This is a genomic window from Nocardioides sp. LS1 (assembly GCF_003865225.1).
Lineage (GTDB): Bacteria > Actinomycetota > Actinomycetes > Propionibacteriales > Nocardioidaceae > Nocardioides > Nocardioides ginsengisegetis.
On the sequence record NZ_BIFF01000002.1, the window covers coordinates 1303881 to 1324673 of the forward strand.

The following is a 20793-nucleotide window of genomic DNA, read 5'->3' on the forward strand; positions in this document are numbered from 1 at the left end:
GCTCAGCGCACGACCTTGACGTTGAACATGCCGGTGCCGAGCGCGCCCATGGTGCGCAGCCACAGCGGCAGCAGCATCTCGGTGCCGCGGGCGGTCTCGATCCCGCCGAGGTCGATGACGTCGTCGTGGCCGAGCGAGGTCAGCAGGTCGGTGACCGTGGCCTTGGCGTCGGCGTCGTCGCCGGAGACGAAGACGGTGGTGCTCTCACCCAGCAGCCGCGGGTCGACCATCAGCGGCGCGGTGAGCGTGTTGAGCGACTTGACGACGCGGACGTCGGGGAAGGCGCGCTGGATCTGCTCGCCCAGCGAGTCGGTGTCCTTGACGAACAGGCTCGGCGGGAAGCCGGCGGAGAAGTCGAGCGGGTTGGAGATGTCGACGAGCACCTTGCCGGCGAGGTTGTCGGCACCGGCGGCGGTGACCATGTCCAGGGCGGCGAACCCGTTGCCGGCCAGCACGACGAGGTCGGCACCGGACGCGGCGTCGGCGTAGGTGGCGAGCTCGACGTCGCCGTGCTCGGCGTGCCAGGCGGAGAACGGCGGGTTGCCCATGCCGTCGGTGTCGGTGCGGGCCAGCGTGGCCTGCGGGTCGCGGGTGCCGATGACGACCTGGTGACCCACGCGCGTGAGGCCACCGGCCACTGCCTGGCCGACCATGCCGGTGCCGAGAACTGCGATCTTCATAGGGAGTCCTTCGTGAGTCCGTTCAACGGTAGACAGGTCTGTCTACCTCGTGGCATGGACGTTAACAGACAGGTCTGTCTATTATCAAGGGGTGACTGCTCCGTCGGCCCGGGACCGCATCCTCGACACGGCCTTCGGGCTCTTCTACGCCCGCGGCATCCGGGCCGTCGGCGTCGACCTGATCATCGCCGAGTCCGGCGTGGCCAAGGCGACCTTCTACAAGCACTTCCCGGCCAAGGACGAGCTGGTGCTCGCCTACCTGGACCGGGTCGACGGGATCTGGAGCGGACAGCTGCGCGCGGCCGCCGAGGCCGCCGGGCCGGACCCAGTCGACCAGCTGGTGGGCCTCTTCGACGCGCTGACCAGCGCGTGCCGGCGGGAGAGCTACCGGGGCTGCGCCTTCATCAACGCCGCCGCCGAGGCGATGCCGGGCACGCCCGTCCACGACCGGACGGTCGCGCACAAGCAGTCGGTCCTGGCATGGCTGCGGGAGCTGACGGCGGCGGCGGGGGCGGTCGACCCGGACGGCCTGGCGCGCTCGCTGGCGCTGCTCCTCGACGGTGGGCTGGCGGACGGGGCGTTGTCCGCGGACATCGAGGCTGCGGCCGCGGCCCGGCGCACCGCCGAGGTGCTGGTGGCGGCGGGCGTCCCGGCTGCCTGAGGTGACTCGTGTGAGGTGAGCCGCCGGAGTGGCCGGTCTCACGGTGCGCTGTTGAACATCTGTCAGTAGGTTCGACGGGAACGTGTTCCACCCTGTCCTGCCCGTCCGACTCCGGAGCGTCCCATGAGCACCTCGACCGATCCGTCCGCCCAGATCGAGCCCCTGCTGGAGGAGACCATCGAGGTCGCCGCGACTCCGGCCACCGTCTGGTCCCTCGTCTCCGACCTGCCCCGGATGGCGCAGTGGAGCCCCCAGGTCGTCAAGACCTTCGTCCGCGGCGGCGGCCCCGTCGAGCTGGGCACGCGCACCTTCAACATCAACCGCCGCGGCCTCCTGGTGTGGCCCACGCAGGCCAAGGTCGTGCGGTTCGACCCGCACACGGAGATCGCCGTACGGATCAAGGACAACTTCACCATCTGGTCCTTCACCCTCGAGCCCACCGGGACCGGCACGAGGATCACGCAGCGCCGCGAGACCCCCGACGGCATCTCGTCGATCTCGCTGAAGCTGACCGCCGCCGTCATGGGTGGACAGACGAAGTTCACGGGTGAGCTGCGCGCCGGTATGCGGCAGACCCTGGAGCGGATCAAGGCCGAGGCCGAGGCCTGACCGACCCGTCGTTTCTTGACCCCGGAACACACCGACCCGTCGTCAACTGACGACGGGTCGGCGCGTTCTTGCGTCAATGAGCGACGGGTCAGCGGATGGTGACAAACCCTTCCAGGTAGGCCCGGCCGCGGGTCACGACGAGCCGCAGGGTGTGGCCGCCCTCCCCGAGGTCGGAGAAGACCTGGTGGTAGCGGATCCGGGGGGCGGTGTCGTCGCTGTGGAACGACACGGTGCCCACCTTCTCGCCGTCGATGTAGACCGTCGCCGCGCCGCCGCGGGTCGAGCGTCCGTGGAAGACGTCGACCTGCGGGCCCTTGAAGTGCAGGGTCAGGGTGTCGGCGCCCGCGCCCTTGCCGGCGTTGTCGCAGTAGTCGCCCTTGGGCGCCTGGCGCTGGTTGACCTGGCGCCAGCTGCCGGTGCGCGACACCTGCGGCGACCAGCAGGCGGTCGCCCGGCGGACCAGGATCCGCTGCGACACGGTGTCGGACTTCCCGCCCTCGTCGGTGACCGTGAGGGTGATCGTCCGGTAGCCGGGCTGCTTGAACTTCGCGTGGACCTTGCGGCCGGTCGCGTCGACCGTGGCGCCACCGTCACCGAAGTTCCACTGGTAGACGAGGTCGCCCGCGGCGGTCTCGGCATCGCCCGAGCCCGCGGCGTTCAGCAGCGTGTTCGTGGTGATGTACGGCGAGCCGGGCTTCACCTCGAACTTCGCCACCGGGGCCTGGTTGCCCGGCGGGTCGCTGACCGTGACCTGGACGGTGTCGGTGTCGGTCTTGCCACCGGGGTCGGTGACCAGGAGCGTCACGTCGTACGTGCCGGGGGAGTTGAAGGCGTGGCTGACGTCGCGGCCGGCGGCGTCCTTGGTGCTGCCGCCGTTGTCGAAGTCCCAGCTGTAGTCCAGGTTGTCCGGCGTCTCGGCGTCGGTGCTGCCGACCCCGCTGAACGTCACGGTCTGTCCGGTCTTCGCCGCCTGCGGGGTGGCCTTCGCCGTGGCGGTCGGCGCGGTGTTGGCCGGAGCCGTCACCGGCGTGTAGCCGTAGTCGAAGGGAGCGCACCCGTTGCCCATCGTGAACTGCACCGCGCCGGTCAGGTCGCCGTCGGAGGTGGCGGGGCCGTCGGCCTGCCCGCTCATCTGGGTGACCTTGAAGCCCAGGCAGTTGTAGCGGAAGCGCCACGGGTTGGGGACGTCGGCGTACCGGCTGTCCACGACCGTGTTGGCCGGGTCCGTGTAGTTGTCGGTGTGCCCCTCGCCGGAGTCGGAGTACGTCGACCGGTCGGCCGCCGCGGTGAAGGCGGCGTCGTTCAGGTCGGGCGTCTCGTTGCCCGGCTCCGGGACGGCGTCGAGCGGGGACTGCGCCGGCGGGTCGTCGGTGCCGGCGTTGCCGTAGCCGTGCGCCTCGTCGGTGTAGGAGAGGTAGAGGCCCGCAGCCCAGCCGATCGGGTCGCGGTCGATCTGGCCGTGGCCGTCGAGGTCGAAGCCCGAGCGGTCGCGCATCTCGAGGTAGTAGGCGTGGTCCTGCGCGGACTCGGCCCCGGCCTGGAGGTACTTCCAGCCCTTCGTGCACTCCTGGGCGGTGGTCAGGTCCTCGCGGCAGCCGCCGTTGAAGACCCGCGGGTCGTCCGGACCGCCGTCGGACTCGAAGTCGGTCTTGAGCAGGACCTTGTCGCCGCTGGGCGTCGTCGCGGTGACCACGACGTCGTCGATGAACCAGCCGGGCCGGGCCACGCCCGGGTCGGTGGCGTAGCTGAACCGCAGCGCACCCTGGGCCTTGCCCACGAGGTCGCTGATGTCGTAGCTGTCCTGGAGGAAGACCGGGGCCGGGGTGTTGCCCAGCTTGCGGTCGGTCGCCTCGCTGCCGGCGGCGTAGGAGCCGCTGGTGCCGGTGATGCCGTTGTCGTACTGCTGCTGGCAGGCGTTCTGGTTGGGGTTGCCCGCCAGGGGGTCGGTGTTGGAGGTCGTGTAGCCGTTCTCCGAGGCGTGCGAGGTGTAGGTCTTGCCGCCGTCGGTGGTGGTGAGCACGAAGCCGTAGTCGAAGTCCCACTCCGCGTCCCAGTTGGACTTGAAGGAGAGGTTGACCTTCGTGCCGGCCGGGAGCGTGGCCAGCGCCGGGATCGACAGGTCGAGGTTGCGGCCGCCGCTGGGCGCGCAGCCGAAGTCGTTGCCCGAGCCCGACCACCAGGCGTGCGACTTGCTCGCCTTGTCACCGGTGTCGAACACCGCCGGGTCGAGCAGCTGCCGCCCGGGAAGCTTGGCCACGAACATCTCCGAGTTGTGCACGATGCCGTCGGTCCCGTTGACCAGCGTGTACGGCGTGCCGTCGGGCCGCTGCCACACGATGGTGCCGGTGTCCTGCTTGGAGTCGGTCCAGCCGCTGACCGTCTTGCTGGTCCCGGGCTCGAGGACCTGCGGGACGACCCAGCCGAGCTCCTGGCGGGAGAAGGCGTCCATGTTCTGCGACTTGTCGGTCGCCATCAGGTTCCAGTCGCCGTAGGTCTCCCGGCTGCCGGTGGAGTAGAAGTCCGGCAGCCCGAGGGAGTGGCCGTACTCGTGGGAGATGACCGAGGCCTTGTCGATCGCGGTCTCGGGGTTGATGTTGTAGGGACCGACCCGGACGAAGACCTTCAGGGCGTCGCCCTTGTCGGTGGTCGTCATGGTCTTGCGGGTGGCGTCGGTGTACCAGAGCGGCCGGTCCTCGAGGTCCTTGAGCTGGTCGTCCGTGGTGTAGCCGGCCAGCCCCGTGACCGGGTCGGTGTAGTAGTACTCCAGCGAGGAGGAGTGCGGCCAGGGGTTGTCGTACGGCGCGTCCGGGGTGCCGGTGTTCGGGTTGGGCAGGTCGCACCCGGCGACGGACAGCTGGGAGGAGCCGTTGCCGCCGCAGCCGGCGAAGACGGCCATGAAGAAGTCGACCACGCCGTCCTTGTCGGTGTCGTAGTCGGAGTAGTCGATCTCCGGGTCCGCGATCGCGGCCGCGTCGTAGACCAGCTTGCCGGGGGACCCGCAGCCCCCGTCGATGCTCTGCAGCGCGCCCACGCCGGCCAGCGAGCCGATGATGGCCGAGCCGTTGGCGTCGTCGCCGTAGTAGTCGGTGTTGCCCGGCAGGTTGTAGATGCCGTCGGTGATCCGCTCGGTGTACGCCGGCCCGCCGACGGTGCCCGGGGCCGGCACGGGCCCGGTCTGGGTGAGCCCGTGGCAGGTCTGGCCGGGCTGGATCTGGGTGAAGCTGAACCCCGGGCCGTAGGTGAAGTCGCGGGAGGCGATCCCCGTGGAGGGCACGGTGCCGTGGGGGAAGAGCTGTCCCAGGGACATCTCCTGGTAGAGGTTGAACGTGGAGCCCGGTCGCGCCGGGTCGTTGATGACCTTGTCCAGGTCGCCGCCGGAGTGGGTCGGCTGGTAGGCGCGGTCGCGGAACTGGACCGGCACGACGGGGAACGGGCGGTCGCCGTACCGCGCGGTGTCGAAGGCGTCCGACGGCGGGATCACCTTCGGGCCGTGGCTGGTGGCGGCCATGGTGGTGCCGCCGAGGGTCACCTCCGCGGTGCTGGACAGGTCGCGCCAGACGATCTCGGGGTTCTGCGTCGTGGTGTCGGCGACGCTGTCGAGGACCAGGGTCTGCTTCGTGCCGGCCGCGACCGGCGGCACGGTCCAGGTCGCGGTGTGGCCGCCGGGGGCCACGGTGGCGCCCGAGCCGGCGCCGACGATCGTCGAGCCCACCGGCGCGGTGACGGTGACCGTGGCGCCGGTGACCGGCAGGTTGGTCGGCACGGCCGGGTCGGCGGGGTTGGTGACGATGATCCGGGAGGGGTAGTCCTGGCCGGGCTTCACCCAGCCGACCGAGGACACGAAGCTGTTCTCCACCTCCAGGCCGCCCACGGTGACGGTGCTGACCGAGGGTGCGGACGGGCGGACGGCCGCCGCGAGACCGCGCCCCGCTCCGGCGGCCTGCGCGGACGTGACGGGGAGGGCGGCGAGACCGGTGGCGAGGCCGGCGACCAGTGCGGTGGTGACCGCTGCGGTGCGCAGGCGTCGCGGAGGCAGGACAGGCATGGGCATCCTCGGAGTGCTGGGTCGCGGATGGCGCGACGCGATGCCCCGTGAACGACGGGGTGCCGAGGAGGGTTACGAACTGGTCTGGACAGGTGACGGACAGAGTGCTGGCAGGTGCCGGGCAGGTGGTGGGCAGGAAATGAGAAAGGCCCGGCGGGACCGAAGTCCCACCGGGCCACACTCGTCAGGCGTAGGTCACTCTTCGCCCTTGATGAAGGCCTCGACGCGGCGACGGCCCTCGTCGTCCGGCAGCTGCACCGGCGGCGACTTCATGAGGTACGACGACGCCGAGATGATCGGGCCACCGATGCCGCGGTCCTTGGCGATCTTCGCGGCGCGGATCGCGTCGATGATGATGCCGGCGGAGTTCGGGGAGTCCCAGACCTCGAGCTTGTACTCGAGGTTGAGCGGGACGTCACCGAAGGCGCGACCCTCGAGGCGGACGTAGGCCCACTTGCGGTCGTCGAGCCACGCGACGTAGTCCGACGGGCCGATGTGCACGTTGCGGTCGTTGATCTTGTCGGCCAGCGAGCCGTGCAGGTTGGAGGTCACGGCCTGGGTCTTGGAGACCTTCTTGGACTCCAGGCGCTCGCGCTCGAGCATGTTCTTGAAGTCCATGTTGCCGCCGACGTTGAGCTGGTAGGTGCGGTCCAGCGCCACGCCGCGGTCCTCGAACAACTTGGCCATCACGCGGTGGGTGATGGTGGCGCCGACCTGCGACTTGATGTCGTCGCCGACGATCGGGACGCCGGCGTCCTCGAACTTCTTGGCCCAGACCGGGTCGGAGGCGATGAAGACGGGCAGCGCGTTGACGAAGGCCACGCCGGCGTCGATCGCGCACTGGGCGTAGAACTTGTCGGCCTCCTCGGAGCCCACCGGGAGGTAGGACACCATCACGTCGGCCTGGGTGTCCTTGAGGACCTGGACGACGTCCACGGCCTCGACGTCGGACTCCTCGATGGTCTGGCGGTAGTACTTGCCGAGGCCGTCGAGGGTCGGGCCCTTCTGCACGGTCACGCCGAGCGGCGGGACGTCAGCGATCTTGATGGTGTTGTTCTCCGAGGCCTGGGTGGCCTCGGACAGGTCGAAGCCGACCTTCTTGGCGTCGACGTCGAACGCGGCGACGAACTCGACGTCCTTGACGTGGTAGTCACCGAAGAGGACATGCATGAGACCCGGGACGGTGCCGCTGGGGTCGGCGTCCTTGTAGTACTCCACGCCCTGGATCAGGGAGGTGGCGCAGTTGCCGACTCCCACGATTGCTACTCGTACCGAACCCATCGGGGTTTCCTTCCTAGTCCAACTTCTGGAGATCTGTGACGTGCGGACCTGTGCTGCAGGTGAGCCGCTCAGGTCTGGCTGTTGAGGGGAGTCGCGGAGGACTCGTGGGGGGACTCGTGTGGTGAGTCACGAGGGGGTGGCGGGTTGCCCATGTCGGGACCCATCTCCCCCTGCGTGCGCTCGGCGGTGATGAGGTCCGAGAGCCACCGGACCTCACGCTCGACCGATTCCACGCCGTGGCGCTGGAGCTCCGCGGCGTAGCGGTCGACCTCCTTCTGCGTCATCGAGAGCTGGTTCTGGACGCGGTCCAGCCGCTCCTGGAGCCGAGTACGACGCCCCTCGAGGACGCGCAGCCTGATCTCCATGTCGGTCCGCCCGAAGAACGCGAAGCGGATGTCGAAGTTGTCGTCCTCCCACGCCGTGGGACCGACCTCCGACATCAGCCGCTCGAACTCGCGGTGGCCGGCCTCGGTGACCTGGTAGACGATGCGGGGCCGACGCGTCACCGGGGTGAGCGTGGTCGCGGTCTCCTCGATGAGGGCGCCGCGCAGCATCTTCTTCAGGGTGGGGTAGAGCGAGCCGTAGGACAGCACGCGACCCCAGCCGAGCATCAGGTTGAGCCGCTTGCGCAGCTCGTAGCCGTGCATGGGTCCCTCGTGCAGCAGTCCGAGGACTGCCAGCTCGATGGTCTCTGCACGACGTGCCATGCGACCTATCGTACCGATATATCCACGTGACGTGAACAATGCGCGACGTGTCGGGGTCGGTCAGGCTGCTGGCAGGCCTCCGGCGTGAGCCTCGTCGCGAGAGATCGTCTGGCCACGGTCCCTTGCGTACCCTGTGGACGGCGCGCGCCCCGCACGTGCGGCTCGTGCGCGCCGTAGCCCCCCGAGTCGACACTGGAGAGCCGAAGTTTGAGTGCAAAGCGCAGGGCCGACGGCCCCGCCGTCAAGACGAGGCCGAAGCAACCGGTCACTGCCAGGCAGCGGGTCCTCAAGGTCCTCAAGTGGCTGCTGATCGCCGGTCTGGTCGGGGCGCTCTTCCTCGTCGCGGCGTTCGCCTACCTCTACAAGACCACCGACATCCCGGACCCGAACAAGGACTTCCAGACCCAGACCTCGTTCGTCTACTACGCCGACGGCAAGACCGCGCTGGGGCAGTACGCCACCCAGAACCGTGAGTCGATCTCGCTGAAGGAGATGCCGCAGACGATCCAGGACGCCGTGGTGGCCGCGGAGAACCGCAGCTTCTGGACCGACAAGGGCATCGACCCCAAGGGCATCCTCCGGGCGGCGTTCAGCAACGCGTCGGGCGGCGCGACGCAGGGGGCGTCGACGATCACCCAGCAGTACGTCAAGATCCTCTACCTCTCGCAGGAGCGCTCCTACACGCGCAAGCTCAAGGAAGCGATCCTGTCGCTGAAGATGCAGCGCTCGCAGAGCAAGTCGCAGATCCTCGAGGGCTACCTCAACACCATCTACTTCGGCCGCGGCGCCTACGGCATCCAGGCGGCCTCGCGCGCCTACTTCAACACCGACGCCAAGAACCTCACGCTCTCGCAGTCGGCGGTCCTCGCCTCGGTGCTGAACAACCCGACGCACTTCGACCCGGCCAACGGCAAGTCCTCCAGGAAGGACCTCAAGGAGCGCTACGACTACGTCCTGGACGGCATGGCGAGCGCCGGCAACATCACCGCCGACCAGGCCACCAAGGCCGAGAAGCGGCTCCCGAAGTTCCCCAAGATCCAGGCGCAGAGCCAGTACGGCGGCCAGAAGGGCCACATGCTGAGCCTGGTCAAGACCGAGCTGCACGCGCTCGGCTTCTCCGACGAGGACATCGACGGCGGCGGCCTGCGGGTCACGACCACCTTCACGCCCAAGGCGATGGACGCCGCCGAGCAGGGCGTGCTGGAGGGCAAGCCCGACGGCTTCGGGGACAAGGAGCTGCACATCGCGGTGGCCAGCGTGGAGCCCGGCACCGGCGCCCTGCGCGGCTTCTACGGCGGCCAGGACTACCTCCAGTCGCAGATCAACTGGTCGGTCGCGGGCGGCATGGTCGGCTCGACCTTCAAGCCGATCACCCTCGCCACGGCGCTCGACAACGGCTACTCCCTCAAGGACACCTTCGACGGCAACTCGCCCTACACGTTCCCCGACGGCCTCACGGTCCGCAACGAGGGCACCGGCTCCGACGGGCAGGGCAACGACTACGGCTCGGCGGTCGATGCGACCTACGCGCTGGAGCAGTCGATCAACACGGCGTACGTCGACATGTCCAACTCGATCCCCGACGGCCCGGACAAGATCGCCGCGATGGCCAACGCGATGGGCATCCCGCCCGCCAAGGCCACCAAGAAGTACCCCGGCATCCCGAGCACCAGCCGCGACTTCGATGCCGACGCCCTGATCACCCTGGGCAAGGCCCGGATCAGTGCGATCAACATGGCGAACGCCTACGCCACGATCGCCAACGGCGGCAAGCGCGCCAACGTGCACGTCATCGACAAGGTGACCCGCAACGGCGAGACGCTCTACGACTACAAGCAGTCGACCACCGAGGCCATGAGCTCGGACATCGCGGCCGACACGTCCTACGCGCTGCAGCAGGTCGTGCAGCAGGGCACCGGCCAGGCGGCCCTGGCGCTGGGCCGCCCCGCCGCCGGCAAGACCGGCACCGCGACCAACAGCAAGGACGAGGTGTCCTCGGCGTGGTTCGTGGGCTACACCCCGCAGCTGGCGACGGCGGTCATGTACGTCCGCGGCGACGGTGACAACCAGCTCGACGGCTGGCTGCCGTCGTACTTCGGTGCGGACTACCCGGCCCAGACCTGGACCGACGTGATGAAGCGGGACATGGAGGGCCTCCCGGTCGAGGAGTTCCCGCCGCCGGCCAACGTCGACGGGACGGCGCCGACCAGCGGACACGACCCCTACACGCCGCCGCCCTCGCCGACGCGCACCGCGCAGCCGTCGAGGTCGCCGAGCCAGACGCCGAGCCAGACCCCCTCGGCGACGCCGACCGAGACGCCGAGCGACACCCCGTCCCAGTCGCCGACGCCGACCTGCACCGTGCTGGGCGGCTGCCAGTCGCCGACCCCGTCCGACTCGGCCACGCCGTCGTCGAGCCCGTCGTCACCTCAGCCGAGCAACTCGCCGCCGGCGTCGCACGGCAACCACGTGAGCGGGACGGCGGCGCGCGAGCCCTTCTGGTACGCCTGGTGACGACGGACGGCGACCGGGACGACCGGGTGCACCCCACCCGGGAGGACCCGGTCGCCACCGCCCTCAGCGAGGGCATCGGGGGACCGATGGGCGCGCACGGCCGCGGCCACCGCTGGTGGACGCCGGTGCGGGTGGTGCTGCTGCTGACCGCGCTGTGCTTCGCGCTCGGCATGGTCCAGAAGAGCAGCTGCTACGCCCAGACCTGGCAGAACGGCACGTCGCGCTACTCCCACATGTGCTACTCCGACATGCCCTACCTCTACACGGGGCGCGGGTTCGCGGAGCTGAACTGGCCCTACACCGGCGACCCGCAGGTGCGGGCCCGCTACGAGGTCATGGAGTACCCCGTCGGGATCTCCTACTTCGCCTACGCCGCCGCGTGGGTGACCCACTGGGGCAGCGGGTCTCCGGACATCACCGAGCGGTTCGGGCACTCCGTGGACTACCTCTTCTCCGAGGCGCCGGTCCGCAGCGAGGTCCGGCTCTTCGTGGTCGTCAGTGCCCTCGGGCTGGCCGCTGCCGCCCTGCTGGCAGCCTGGTTCCTCGCCTCGCTGGACCGGCTGCGTCCCTGGGATGCACTGCTGTTCGCGCTCTCACCGGCGCTCGCGCTCAACGCCCTGGTCAACTGGGACCTGCTCGCCGTCGCCGCGACGGCCGGTGCCCTGTGGGCCTGGGCGCGCGGCAAGCCGGGGCTGACCGGCGTGCTGATCGGCCTCGGCACGGCCACCAAGCTCTACCCGCTCTTCCTGCTCGGCGGGCTCCTCGTGATCTGCCTGCGCGACCGCCGCGCCGACGCCTTCGTCCGCGCGGTGTCGGCCGCGATCGTGTCGTGGGTGCTGGTCAACGCGCCGGCCTACCTCACCGGCGCCGCGGAGTGGAAGGTCTTCTGGCACTTCAACAGCGACCGCGGTGCGGACCTCGGGTCGATCTGGCTGGTGCTCCAGCAGATCAAGGACACCCCCGCCAGTCCCTTCGCCTTCCAGGCGCACACCATCAACACCTGGTCCTGGCTGGTCTTCGGCACCTGGTGCATCGGGGTGTTCGTGGTGGGGATGCGGGCGCCGCTGACGCCGCGACTGGCCCAGCTCGGCTACCTGGTGGTGGCCGGCTTCCTGCTGGTCAACAAGGTCTACTCGCCGCAGTACGTCCTGTGGCTGCTGCCGCTGGCCGTGCTCGCGCGACCGCGGTGGCGGGACCAGCTCGTGTGGCAGTCGACCGAGGTCTTCTACTTCGCCAGCGTGTGGTGGTACCTCGGCGGCTTCCTGGCCCCGGCCGCCGGCGGTGACGCCGGCTTCTACTGGGTCGCGATCCTGCTCCGGATGGCCGGGGAGCTCTTCCTGGTCGCGATGGTGGTGCGCGACGTGCTGCACCCCGAGCACGACCCGGCCCGGCACGCGCGGCTGCCGGTCGAGCCCGACGAGCCGGCCGAGTCCGTGGCTCCGGGTCAGTCGACGACGACCCGGTCGAACGCCGTGGCGGTGTAGCGCACCCGCACGTCGACCTGGTCGCCCACGGCGGGCACGTGCGCGCCGTGGGGGAGGAACAGCATCGAGGCCTGCATGTGCGGGGGCTCGGCGAACAGGCGCTGCTTGCCGTCGATCGAGAACGGCGAGCGGACGAAGCCGACCGCGTCGAGTCCGCCGCGCGCGAGGGTGGCCGCGCGCGCCTTGAGCGAGCCGTCGCCGGTGGGCGCCTCGAGGCCGATGCCGTGGGCGGTGCCGCCGCTGACGACCAGGATGTGGCCGTGCTTGGGGGCGGTCCGGCCGCGGTAGCCGAAGACGTCGCCGCGCTCGACCTCGTGGACGTCGAGGACCGTGGCGGTCACCGACAGCGCGCCGCGGTCGCCGAGCCAGAGGTCGGTGCCGATCCGGGGGCGGATGGTGAAGTCGCCCCACGACGAACGCAGCTGCGTGAGCTCGTCGGGAGTGAGGTGGCTGACCCAGACCGTGGTGGTCGACAGCCCGCTCGCGACGACGTCGTTGAGCAGCCGGTCCACCTGGGAGAGGTGGGAGCCCTGGGCAAGAGGGAGGTGCATCGCGATGCCCTCGAGCCGCGCCCCCGGGTGGTCGGCCAGGATCGGCGCGACGGCCCACAGCTCGCGGGAGGTCAGCCCGTGGCGCAGCATCGTGGTGACCTGCTCGAGCACGAAGCGGGCATCGGGCTGGCGGGCCAGCAGCGCCGTGACGTCCTCGACCCGGCTGACAGTGTGGACGACCCGGTCGGCGAGGGACGGGTCGACCTCGAGGGCGGCGCCGAAGGGCCGCCACGGGGTGAGCACGAGCAGGTCGCCGCCGAAGCGCTGCGCGACGTGCGGCAGCTCGTCGTAGGTGCCGACCGCGAGGGTGTCCACGCCCAGGCCTTGGTCGTCGAGCCACTGCGCCTTGCGGGCGAGGCGGCCCAGGGTGAAGCCGTAGCCGTTGCCCTTGGCGACCGGGACGATGCCGGGGTTGGCGGCGGCCACCGCGCGCAGGTGGGTGCGCCAGCGGTCGCCGGTGACGGTGAGGGTCAGGCTCATGGTCAGCCGCGCCGCTTCATGTAGAGCTCGAACGCCTTGTAGAGCGGCTTGTTGATCGGCAGGTCCCACTCGCCGGCGTACTCGACGGCCTCGCCGCCCGTGCCGACCTTGAACTGGATCAGGCCCACGTGGGAGTCGTCGGGGTCGAGGGTGTCGGTGATGCCGCGGAGGTCGTAGACGTCGGCGCCCGCGGCGAGCGCCTCGCGGATCATCGCCCACTGCACGGCGTTGGAGCCGCGGACCTCGCGCTTGTCGGTGGAGGAGGCGCCGTAGGAGTACCACGCGTGGGCGCCGACCCGGATGGAGATCGTGGCCGCGACCAGGTCGCCCTCGTGGCGGGCGAAGTGGAGCCGGATCCGGTCGGGCTCCTCGGCGCCCAGGGCCTCGGTCATGGTGCGGAAGTAGGAGAGCGGCCGCGGGGTGAAGTGGTCGCGCTCGGCCGTGTGGAGGTAGAGGTCGTGGAAGGCCTGGAGATCGGTGGGCCCGACGACGCCCTCGGTGGTGCTGACCTCGACCCCCTGCTTGTCGGCCTTCTTGATGTTGCGGCGCCAGAGCTGGTTCATCCCCTTGAGGACGTCGTCCTCGGTGCGCGCGGTGCCGTCGGCGTCGCGCAGCGGGATCTGGAAGTTGTACTGCGGCTGGCCGGCCGCGAAGCCGCCCTCGACCGACTGGGGCCGCCAGCCGAGCTGGTGGAGCTGGGAGACGACGCGGGCACCGGTGTGGCCGCGCTCGGTGGGCGGCAGGTCGCCGAGGGTGCGCACCGACTCGTCGGCGATTCCCTCCTTGACCTGCGCGGCGCTCCACCGGCGGGTGACCACGGGCGGGCCCATCCGGACGCCGAAGGCGCCCTCGGCCTTCAGGTGGGCGGTCAGCGGCGCGAGCCAGGTGCCGAGGTCCTCGGAGTCCCAGTCGATGACCGGGCCCTCGGGGAGGTAGGCGAGGTAGCGGCGGACCTTCGGCAGCTGGCGGTAGAGCACGAGCGCGGCGCCGACGATCTCGCCGTCGCGGAACCAGCCCAGCGACTGGCGGCGCCACTCGGACTTGACCCGGCCCCAGGCCGGCGTCTGCAGGAAGCTCGCGGAGCGCTGCGCGCGGATGAAGTCGAGATGCTCCGTCTCGGAGATCTCACGGACGGCGGGGGCGCTCGGCACGCCGCCGAGAGTACCGGTGTCCGGGCCGCTCACAGGCGCTCGGCCAGCCAGGCGAAGTCGGCGGTGTGCTCGGCGGCACCGCCGGGCGTCTCGCACACCACCGGCGCGCCGGCGTCGCGGACGACGGCGGCCAGCAGGTCGGGGTCGATCCGGCCCGCGCCGAAGTTGGCGTGCCGGTCGGCGCCGGAGTCGAAGTCGTCGCGGCTGTCGTTGCAGTGGACCAGGTCGATGCGGCCGGTGATGCGACGTACGTCGTCGACGACCGTCTCCAGGGCGTTGCCGCCGGCGTGGGCGTGGCAGGTGTCGAGGCAGAAGCCGACCAGGTCGGACTGCTCGGCGCTCGAGATCGCGTCGAAGACCCGCCCGATCCGGTCGAGGTGGCGGGTCATGGCGTTGTCGCCGCCCGCGGTGTTCTCGATGAGCAGCGGCAGCTTGAGGTCGGTCGCCTCGATGGCCTTGCGCCAGTTGTCGAAGCCCTTCTCAGGGTCGTCGTCCTTGTTCACGTGGCCGCCATGGACGATCAGGCCCTTGGCGCCGATCGAGGCCGCCGCGTCGACGTGCTGCTGCAGCAGCTTGCGGCTGGGGATGCGGATCCGGTTGTTGGTCGTGGCGACGTTGACGATGTAGGGGGCGTGGACGTAGAGGTCGATGCCGGCCGCCTCCGCGTCGGCGCGCAGCCCCTCGGCGCCGCCGGCGTAGGCGAACTCCGGGCCCTTGTAGCCCTGCGGGTCGCCCAGGAAGAACTGCACCAGCGGGGCGTTGCGGGCCCTCGCCTCGGCGATGGGGTCGGTCTGGTCCACGTGGGCGCCGATCGGGACAGTCATGCGGCCATCGTAGGAAGGCGCGGGGACGTCGTCCCGGCCGGGTCTCGGCGAATTCTGCGCTGCCCCGCACCGCTGATAGCCTTGGGCGTTCTTCGTGTCCGCCCCCACCGACGGGGACCCGGCCGCGGGGAGCCCCCACGCGCAGACCGGACCTCCGGCGCGCGCGGGGAACGCACAGCCCTCCTGCCACGGAGAGACCGTGGTCGCCTTAGTCCAGAGGAGGTGGAGACCCGCTATGCGTGCTTATGAAGTGATGGTCATCCTCGACCCCAGCCTTGAAGAGCGCACTGTCGAGCCGTCGCTCGACAAGTACCTCAACGTCATCCGCAAGGATGGTGGATCGGTCGAGTCCGTCGACGTCTGGGGACGTCGCCGGCTGGCCTACGAGGTCAAGAAGAACGCCGAGGGCATCTACGCCGTCATCTCGCTGAACGCCGAGCCTGCCACGGTCAAGGAGTTCGACCGCCAGCTCAGCCTCAACGAGTCGATCCTCCGCACGAAGGTCATCCGCCCCGACGCCAAGTGAGGCGTCGACCTGTGGATTGACCCTTTCGCCTGTCGGTGCCACCGGCAACGATGGGCGCGGACCTGATCAGAACTAGCTAGGAGATCGCATGGCAGGCGAGACCGTCATCACCGTGGTCGGCAACCTCGTCGACGACCCGGAGCTGCGCTTCACCCCCTCGGGTGCGGCCGTGGCCAACTTCCGGATCGCGTCGACGCCGCGCACGTTCGACCGACAGGCGAACGAGTGGAAGGACGGCGACGCGCTGTTCCTCTCCTGCTCGGTGTGGCGCCAGGCCGCGGAGAACGTGGCCGAGTCCCTCCAGCGCGGCATGCGTGTCGTGGTGCAGGGTCGCCTGAAGCAGCGCTCCTACGAGACCCGTGAGGGCGAGAAGCGCACCGTCGTCGAGCTCGAGGTCGACGAGGTGGGCCCCTCCCTGGCGTTCGCCACGGCCAAGGTCACCCGCGCCTCCCGTCAGGGCGGCGGCGGTGGCGGCGGCTTCTCCGGTGGCGGCAGCCAGGGCGGCCAGTCCCGTCCGCAGGCTCCGGCCGGCGGGGACGACCCGTGGGCCACCCCGGCACCCCAGTCGGGTGGTGGCGGCGGCTTCGGCGGCGGCCAGCCCGCGGGCGGCAACGACCCGTGGGGCGCTCCCGGCGTGGGCTCGGACGAGCCCCCGTTCTGATCTCGAAGAACCACGAACCACCCAACCGAATCCCTCAACCATTCCGGCGCAAGCCGGGCTTCTAGAAAGGAAGCACCACAATGGCCAAGGCAGTGATTCGCAAGCCCAAGAAGAAGGTTTGCCAGTTCTGCAAGGAGAAGGCGACCGGTGTCGACTACAAGGACACCACGCTGCTCCGCAAGTTCATCTCCGACCGCGGCAAGATCCGCGCGCGTCGGGTCACCGGCAACTGCGTCCAGCACCAGCGCGACGTCGCCATTGCCGTCAAGAACGCCCGTGAGGTAGCCCTGCTGCCCTACACCTCGACCGGTCGCTGAAAGGAGCCAGGCAGATGAAGCTCATCCTGACCCAGGAAGTGACCGGCCTCGGCGCCCCCGGCGACGTGGTGGAGGTCAAGGACGGTTACGGCCGCAACTACCTCGTCCCGCGCGGTGTCGCCATCCGCTGGACCCGCGGTGCGGAGAAGACCGTCGAGTCGATCAAGTCCGCGCGCGCCTCGCGTGCGGTCCGTGACCACGACCACGCCGAGCAGATCAAGACCAAGCTCGAGGCCAACCCGGTCTCGGTGAAGGTCCGCTCGGGCGAGGGCGGCCGCCTCTTCGGCGCCGTCACCGTCGCCGAGATCGCCGGTGCGCTCACCGACGCCTCGGGCGAGGCCGTCGACAAGCGCACGATCGTGCTCGGCAACCCGATCAAGTCCCTGGGCTCGCACCAGGTCTCGGTCAAGCTGCACGACGAGGTGTCCGCCACGGTGGCCCTCAACGTCATCCCGGCTTGACGCCGGCAGCGCAGCGGCGAAGCAACGCGAAACGAGCCCGTCCCCCTCGGGGGGCGGGCTCGTTCTGCTTCCCGACCTGGTGCCGACCTACTGCCGGGTGTAGACCGCGTCGACGCGGACGAAGCCGTTGCGCGGCACGGACTTGACCCGGATCCGGATCGTGCCGGAGACCAGCGGGTCGTAGGCGTCGCGGACCTTGTAGATGTGGAAGCGCTCGTAGGTCGTCGCGGCCAGGTTGACGGTGCGCCAGATGCTGTGGCCGATCCGGACCTCCACCTTGCCCAGCTGCGGGCCGGCCGGAGCGATCAGGCGCAGCACCCGGACGTTCTTGCCCGGGGCCTTGAGCTGCGCGCCGACCTGGTCGGTCTGGAGGAAGTCGCCAGCGTAGTAGCCGCCCTGGCGGACGGTGCGCCACGGAGCGCTCCCGGTCAGGTTGCGCGGGGAGTAGAAGACGACCGAGTCGGGCGTGGGGTCGGTGTTGCCGGCCTGGTCGGTGGCGGCGGCCTCGAACCGGTGCCGGCCCGGGCCCACCTTGGTCAGCGTGGTGATCCCGTCGGCGCACTCCACCGAGGCGTCGTCCAGGGTGCAGGCGTACTTCACCGGGTGGTCGGCGTCGCCCTCGTTGCTGGCGAGCCGGACCTGGACCGTCGGGGAGCCGACCATCGGGTTGGTCGAGTCGTCGCCGTACACCTCGTAGGTCTTGGACTGCAGGAAGACGTAGGTGCTCGGCGTCACCGTGTCGACCCTGACCGTGGCGGTGGCCGGGCTCTCGTCGTAGTCGGGGGTGTCGGTGGCCGGCTGGGTGCAGAACGGATCGGGGAGCGCACAGGCGGTGTTGACCGTGATCGCGTTGTCGACCGAGTCGACGGCCCGCACGAAGAACCGGTAGGGCAGCGCACCGGAGTCCTGGAGGTTGCTGTAGCTGGCGGACCTGCCGTCGGTGCCGTTGCAGGCCTCCCAGCTCGCCTCGACCGGCTCGGTCGCGGTGCCGAACTGGCACTGGTAGGTGATCGGGTCCGCATCCGCGTCGGTGTAGGCGCCGGAGAAGCTGAACGAGACGTGGTCGACCTTGATGTAGCCGCGCCCGTTGGGCGTGGGGGACGTGGCCCCCATCGTGGTCTCCGGCGCCGAGGAGTCGTCGCAGTAGGCCATCGTGACCGGGGTCGGGTTGGTCGGCTGCTCGGACGTGCACCCGGCGTCGGCGCGGGCGGGAGCTCCCGCCACCAGCACGGGCAGGAGCGAGGCGCACAGCACGGCGGCGGTCGCGGCCGCGCGGTGCCGGACGTGGTGGGTGGTGGTCATCGGCGTCTCCCCGTGGTTGCCCTGCTCTGCCCGGACAACGCGCCGGGCGACCTCAGGCTACGAAGTGGCCGGAGGACCTGCTGCTGATTGCTGAACTCCGGCGAGCGCCCAGGGACGGGCGTTCCAGGAGAAGAGTCCCCAGATCAGGGCGACCGCAACCATCCCGGCGGCGAGGTACGTCGGATCCTCGAGGGAGTCCATGCCGGCGCCGAAGACGAGGACGGGGAGCAGGCCGACCACGATCGACCCGGTCCGGAGCAGGCCGAGCCAGCGGGCTGCCCGGGTGTCGCCGCCCGCCGCGGCGCGGGCGGCGAGCGCGTGGCAGAGCAGCGCCATGAACCCGACCTGCGGCAGGTTGGCCGCCCAGCCCAGCGAGGCGTCCTGGTCGTAGAGCGCGTCGGTGGCCGCCGGGAACCACAGCACGACGGAGACGGCGCCCGCCAGGACGGCCAGCGAGATGAGCCGGGACCGGTGGACGACGTCGGCCGGCAGGTCGCGCAGCCCGAGCAGCACCAGCAGCCAGCCGAGGGGGTCGGCGAGCGCGTCGTAGCCGTGGAAGCGGGCCGAGAGCACGACCACGAGCAGCCCCATGGCGATCGACTGGAGCGGCTTCATGCGCGCCAATCTACGTCCCGGTGACCAGCCAGGCGTCGCCCCGGGCCCGCTGCACGAGCACGGCGAAGCGGGCGAGCATGAAGAGCCCGGCGAAGGCGACCCAGAGGAGGGTCAGGCCGGCCGCGGCGGAGGCGACGAGCAGCGCCACGGGTGCGTAGACCACGAGGGTGACCAGGCCGCCGCGGGCGAGGTAGGCGCCGTCGCCGGCGCCGATCAGCACGCCGTCGAGGACGAACACGACGCCGGCGACCGGCTGGAAGAGCGCGGCGACGAGGAGGACGGGCACCAGCAGGTCGCGCACCGCCTGGTCGCCGGTGAACAGCGCGCCGAGGAAGGGGCTGGCGGTGGCGAGCAGGAGTCCGGTCACGACCCCGCCGTAGACCCCCCAGGTGACCATCCGGCGGGTCACGGCGCGGGTGCCGGCGACGTCCCCGGCGCCGAGGTAGCGGCCGGTGATCGCCTGGGCGGCGATCGCGATGGCGTCGAGCACGAACGCGAGGAACGTCCACAGTGTCATCGCGAGCTGGTGGGTGGCGAGGTCGACCTGCTGGTCGCGGGCGGTGGTGGCGGCGACCGTGACGGCGTACGTCGTGACGAGCAGGGCGGCACGCAACGTGAGGGTGCGGACGACGAGGGCGACCGCGGCGTGCGCGGCGGCCCGGATGCCGGGCAGGTCGGGGCGCAGCGACGCACCCTCGCGACGGGCGGCCCGCACGACGACGCCGAGCAGGCCGGCGGCGCTGGCCACCTGGGCGAGGACCGAGCCGAGGGCCGAACCGGCGATGCCGAGGCCGCCCCAGCCCCCGATGCCGTGGACCAGCACGAGGTTGAGCACGACGTTGAGGGCGTTGCCCGCGACGGCGACCACGAGCGGGGTGCGGGTGTCCTGGAGGCCGCGCAGGACGCCGGTCGTCGCGAGCATGACCAGGAGCGGGACGGTGCCGAGGAAGGCGATGCGGAGGTAGGTCGCGGCGGGCGCGGTGACGCTGGCGTCGGCGCCGAACGCGTGGACCAGCGGCTCGGTGAGGACGACACCGAGGACGGTGGTCAGGCTGCCGATGGCGACGGCCAGCCAGACGCCGTCGACGCCCTGCGCGATCGCGCCCCGGAGGTCGCCGGCGCCGACGTGGCGGGCCACGCCGGCGGTGGTGCCGTAGGCCAGGAACACGCACAGCCCGATGGCGGTCTGGAGCACCGCGGCAGCGATGCCGAGGCCCGCGAGGGGGGCGGTGCCGAGGTGGCCGACGATCGCGGCGTCGGCCAGGAGGAAGAGCGGCTCGGCGACCAGCGCGAGGAACGCCGGCACCGCGAGGCGGAGGATCTCGCGGTCGTGGGCGTGGGCCATGGCGTGAGTCTAGTCATAGTAAGAGTCAGATCGGCCAACTGTCCCCAACGGGACTAGTCCGAGATTGCCTGTGGGTAACTACCCCATACCTGTGGGAATCCCCGGTTGTCAGCGCTTTGTCGATAAACCCTCCGGCGTACCGAGCGTGTCTGCCAGGTGAACGAAATTAGTTGGGAGGGATTTTCTCTCCACAGGTGTGGAAACGCATTCATGCAGGTCAGCGACGTGGTAGGTGCCGAACCTGACTACCTGTCCACAGCGAACTCCCCAAGCTGTGCACACCAACGCGCGTGTCGTCCACGGGGATTGCACAGTTATCCACAGAGCCTGTGGACAACCGGCTGTCCCCAGCCCCCTCCGGACGCGTACGGTCCACGAGTCGCCCACCGGTGACGGGGGCCCGTCCGGCCCCGGATCCGGTCCGGGCGGCGGGCTCCGCAGGGGGTCGCGGGCGGGAGTGTCGGTGGTCGTGGCTACCGTCGGGGCAACGCGTCCGAGGGGTCGACCGGGAACGATTCAGGAGACACGATGAGCGTCACCGAGCACGACTCGAGGAGCTTCCCCGAGCCGCCGACCGAC

At 70.5% G+C, this 20793-nt stretch carries 18 protein-coding genes; 8 read left to right on the top strand and 10 right to left on the bottom strand.

Annotated elements, in window-relative coordinates:
• Positions 1-2: 2 nt before the first annotated feature.
• On the bottom strand, positions 3-680 hold the full coding sequence (locus tag EJF31_RS11105; RefSeq protein WP_125037098.1) for an NADPH-dependent F420 reductase: 678 nt from the start codon (positions 678-680) through the stop codon (positions 3-5).
• 91 nt (positions 681-771) lie between these two features.
• Here EJF31_RS11105 and EJF31_RS11110 point away from each other — a divergent pair, with 91 nt between their 5' ends.
• Both EJF31_RS11110 and EJF31_RS11115 read left to right on the top strand, forming a co-directional pair.
• Positions 772-1341: a TetR/AcrR family transcriptional regulator gene (locus EJF31_RS11110; RefSeq protein ID WP_125037099.1), complete on the top strand. Its 570-nt coding sequence runs from the start codon at positions 772-774 to the stop codon at positions 1339-1341.
• 123 nt (positions 1342-1464) lie between these two features.
• Positions 1465-1950: an SRPBCC family protein gene (locus EJF31_RS11115; RefSeq protein WP_221767527.1), complete on the top strand. Its 486-nt coding sequence runs from the start codon at positions 1465-1467 to the stop codon at positions 1948-1950.
• A gap of 88 nt (positions 1951-2038) precedes the next feature.
• Here the strand turns inward: EJF31_RS11115 and EJF31_RS11120 are convergent, their stop codons facing one another.
• The 3 genes from EJF31_RS11120 to EJF31_RS11130 form a co-directional block, all read right to left on the bottom strand.
• Positions 2039-5995 (bottom strand): PKD domain-containing protein, encoded by a 3957-nt coding sequence (locus EJF31_RS11120; RefSeq protein WP_125037100.1) that lies wholly within the window; start codon positions 5993-5995, stop codon positions 2039-2041.
• Between the two features lie 195 nt (positions 5996-6190).
• Complete coding sequence (locus tag EJF31_RS11125) at positions 6191-7276, bottom strand: inositol-3-phosphate synthase (protein WP_125037101.1); 1086 nt, start codon at positions 7274-7276, stop codon at positions 6191-6193.
• Positions 7277-7344: 68 nt separating this feature from the next.
• Positions 7345-7983 (bottom strand): PadR family transcriptional regulator, encoded by a 639-nt coding sequence (locus tag EJF31_RS11130; protein WP_246378467.1) that lies wholly within the window; start codon positions 7981-7983, stop codon positions 7345-7347.
• Between the two features lie 207 nt (positions 7984-8190).
• On the opposite strand from EJF31_RS11130, the gene EJF31_RS11135 reads away from it, so the two are divergent.
• Together EJF31_RS11135 and EJF31_RS11140 are read left to right on the top strand one after the other, a co-directional pair.
• Positions 8191-10497, top strand: coding sequence for a transglycosylase domain-containing protein (locus EJF31_RS11135; protein ID WP_125037102.1), 2307 nt, complete (start codon positions 8191-8193; stop codon positions 10495-10497).
• Positions 10494-11981: a glycosyltransferase family 87 protein gene (locus EJF31_RS11140; protein WP_260430772.1), complete on the top strand. Its 1488-nt coding sequence runs from the start codon at positions 10494-10496 to the stop codon at positions 11979-11981. Before EJF31_RS11135 ends, EJF31_RS11140 begins: the two co-directional genes overlap by 4 nt.
• Here the strand turns inward: EJF31_RS11140 and EJF31_RS11145 are convergent.
• From EJF31_RS11145 to EJF31_RS11155, 3 genes are read right to left on the bottom strand one after another with little or no spacing between them, the layout of a single operon-like run.
• Entirely contained in the window at positions 11942-13012 is a 1071-nt protein-coding gene (locus EJF31_RS11145; RefSeq protein ID WP_125037103.1) for an alanine racemase, read from the bottom strand. The two genes, EJF31_RS11140 and EJF31_RS11145, sit on opposite strands and share 40 nt — an antisense overlap.
• Positions 13013-13014: 2 nt before the next feature.
• Positions 13015-14163, bottom strand: coding sequence for a peptidoglycan bridge formation glycyltransferase FemA/FemB family protein (locus tag EJF31_RS11150; protein ID WP_125037104.1), 1149 nt, complete (start codon positions 14161-14163; stop codon positions 13015-13017).
• 29 nt (positions 14164-14192) lie between these two features.
• Entirely contained in the window at positions 14193-14987 is a 795-nt protein-coding gene (locus EJF31_RS11155) for a deoxyribonuclease IV (RefSeq protein ID WP_125037105.1), read from the bottom strand.
• Positions 14988-15222: 235 nt separating this feature from the next.
• On the opposite strand from EJF31_RS11155, the gene rpsF reads away from it, so the two are divergent.
• From rpsF to rplI, 4 genes are all read left to right on the top strand, one after another.
• On the top strand, positions 15223-15513 hold the full coding sequence (rpsF, locus tag EJF31_RS11160) for a 30S ribosomal protein S6 (protein WP_125037106.1): 291 nt from the start codon (positions 15223-15225) through the stop codon (positions 15511-15513).
• An 88-nt stretch (positions 15514-15601) separates the two neighbouring features.
• A complete protein-coding gene (locus EJF31_RS11165; RefSeq protein ID WP_125037107.1) occupies positions 15602-16174 on the top strand; it encodes a single-stranded DNA-binding protein in 573 nt (190 codons plus the stop codon).
• Between the two features lie 80 nt (positions 16175-16254).
• Positions 16255-16491 (top strand): 30S ribosomal protein S18, encoded by a 237-nt coding sequence (rpsR, locus tag EJF31_RS11170; protein ID WP_017933521.1) that lies wholly within the window; start codon positions 16255-16257, stop codon positions 16489-16491.
• A 14-nt stretch (positions 16492-16505) separates the two neighbouring features.
• A complete protein-coding gene (gene rplI / locus EJF31_RS11175) occupies positions 16506-16952 on the top strand; it encodes a 50S ribosomal protein L9 (protein WP_125037108.1) in 447 nt (148 codons plus the stop codon).
• 87 nt (positions 16953-17039) lie between these two features.
• On the opposite strand, the gene EJF31_RS11180 is transcribed toward rplI, so the two are convergent.
• From EJF31_RS11180 to EJF31_RS11190, 3 genes are read right to left on the bottom strand one after another with little or no spacing between them, the layout of a single operon-like run.
• Entirely contained in the window at positions 17040-18254 is a 1215-nt protein-coding gene (locus EJF31_RS11180; RefSeq protein ID WP_125037109.1) for a hypothetical protein, read from the bottom strand.
• A 57-nt stretch (positions 18255-18311) separates the two neighbouring features.
• Positions 18312-18869 carry a hypothetical protein gene (locus EJF31_RS11185; protein ID WP_125037110.1) on the bottom strand — a complete coding sequence of 186 codons (558 nt, stop codon included), beginning with the start codon at positions 18867-18869 and terminating at the stop codon, positions 18312-18314.
• Between the two features lie 10 nt (positions 18870-18879).
• Positions 18880-20214: an MATE family efflux transporter gene (locus EJF31_RS11190; protein WP_125037111.1), complete on the bottom strand. Its 1335-nt coding sequence runs from the start codon at positions 20212-20214 to the stop codon at positions 18880-18882.
• Between the last annotated feature and the right edge of the window lie 579 nt (positions 20215-20793).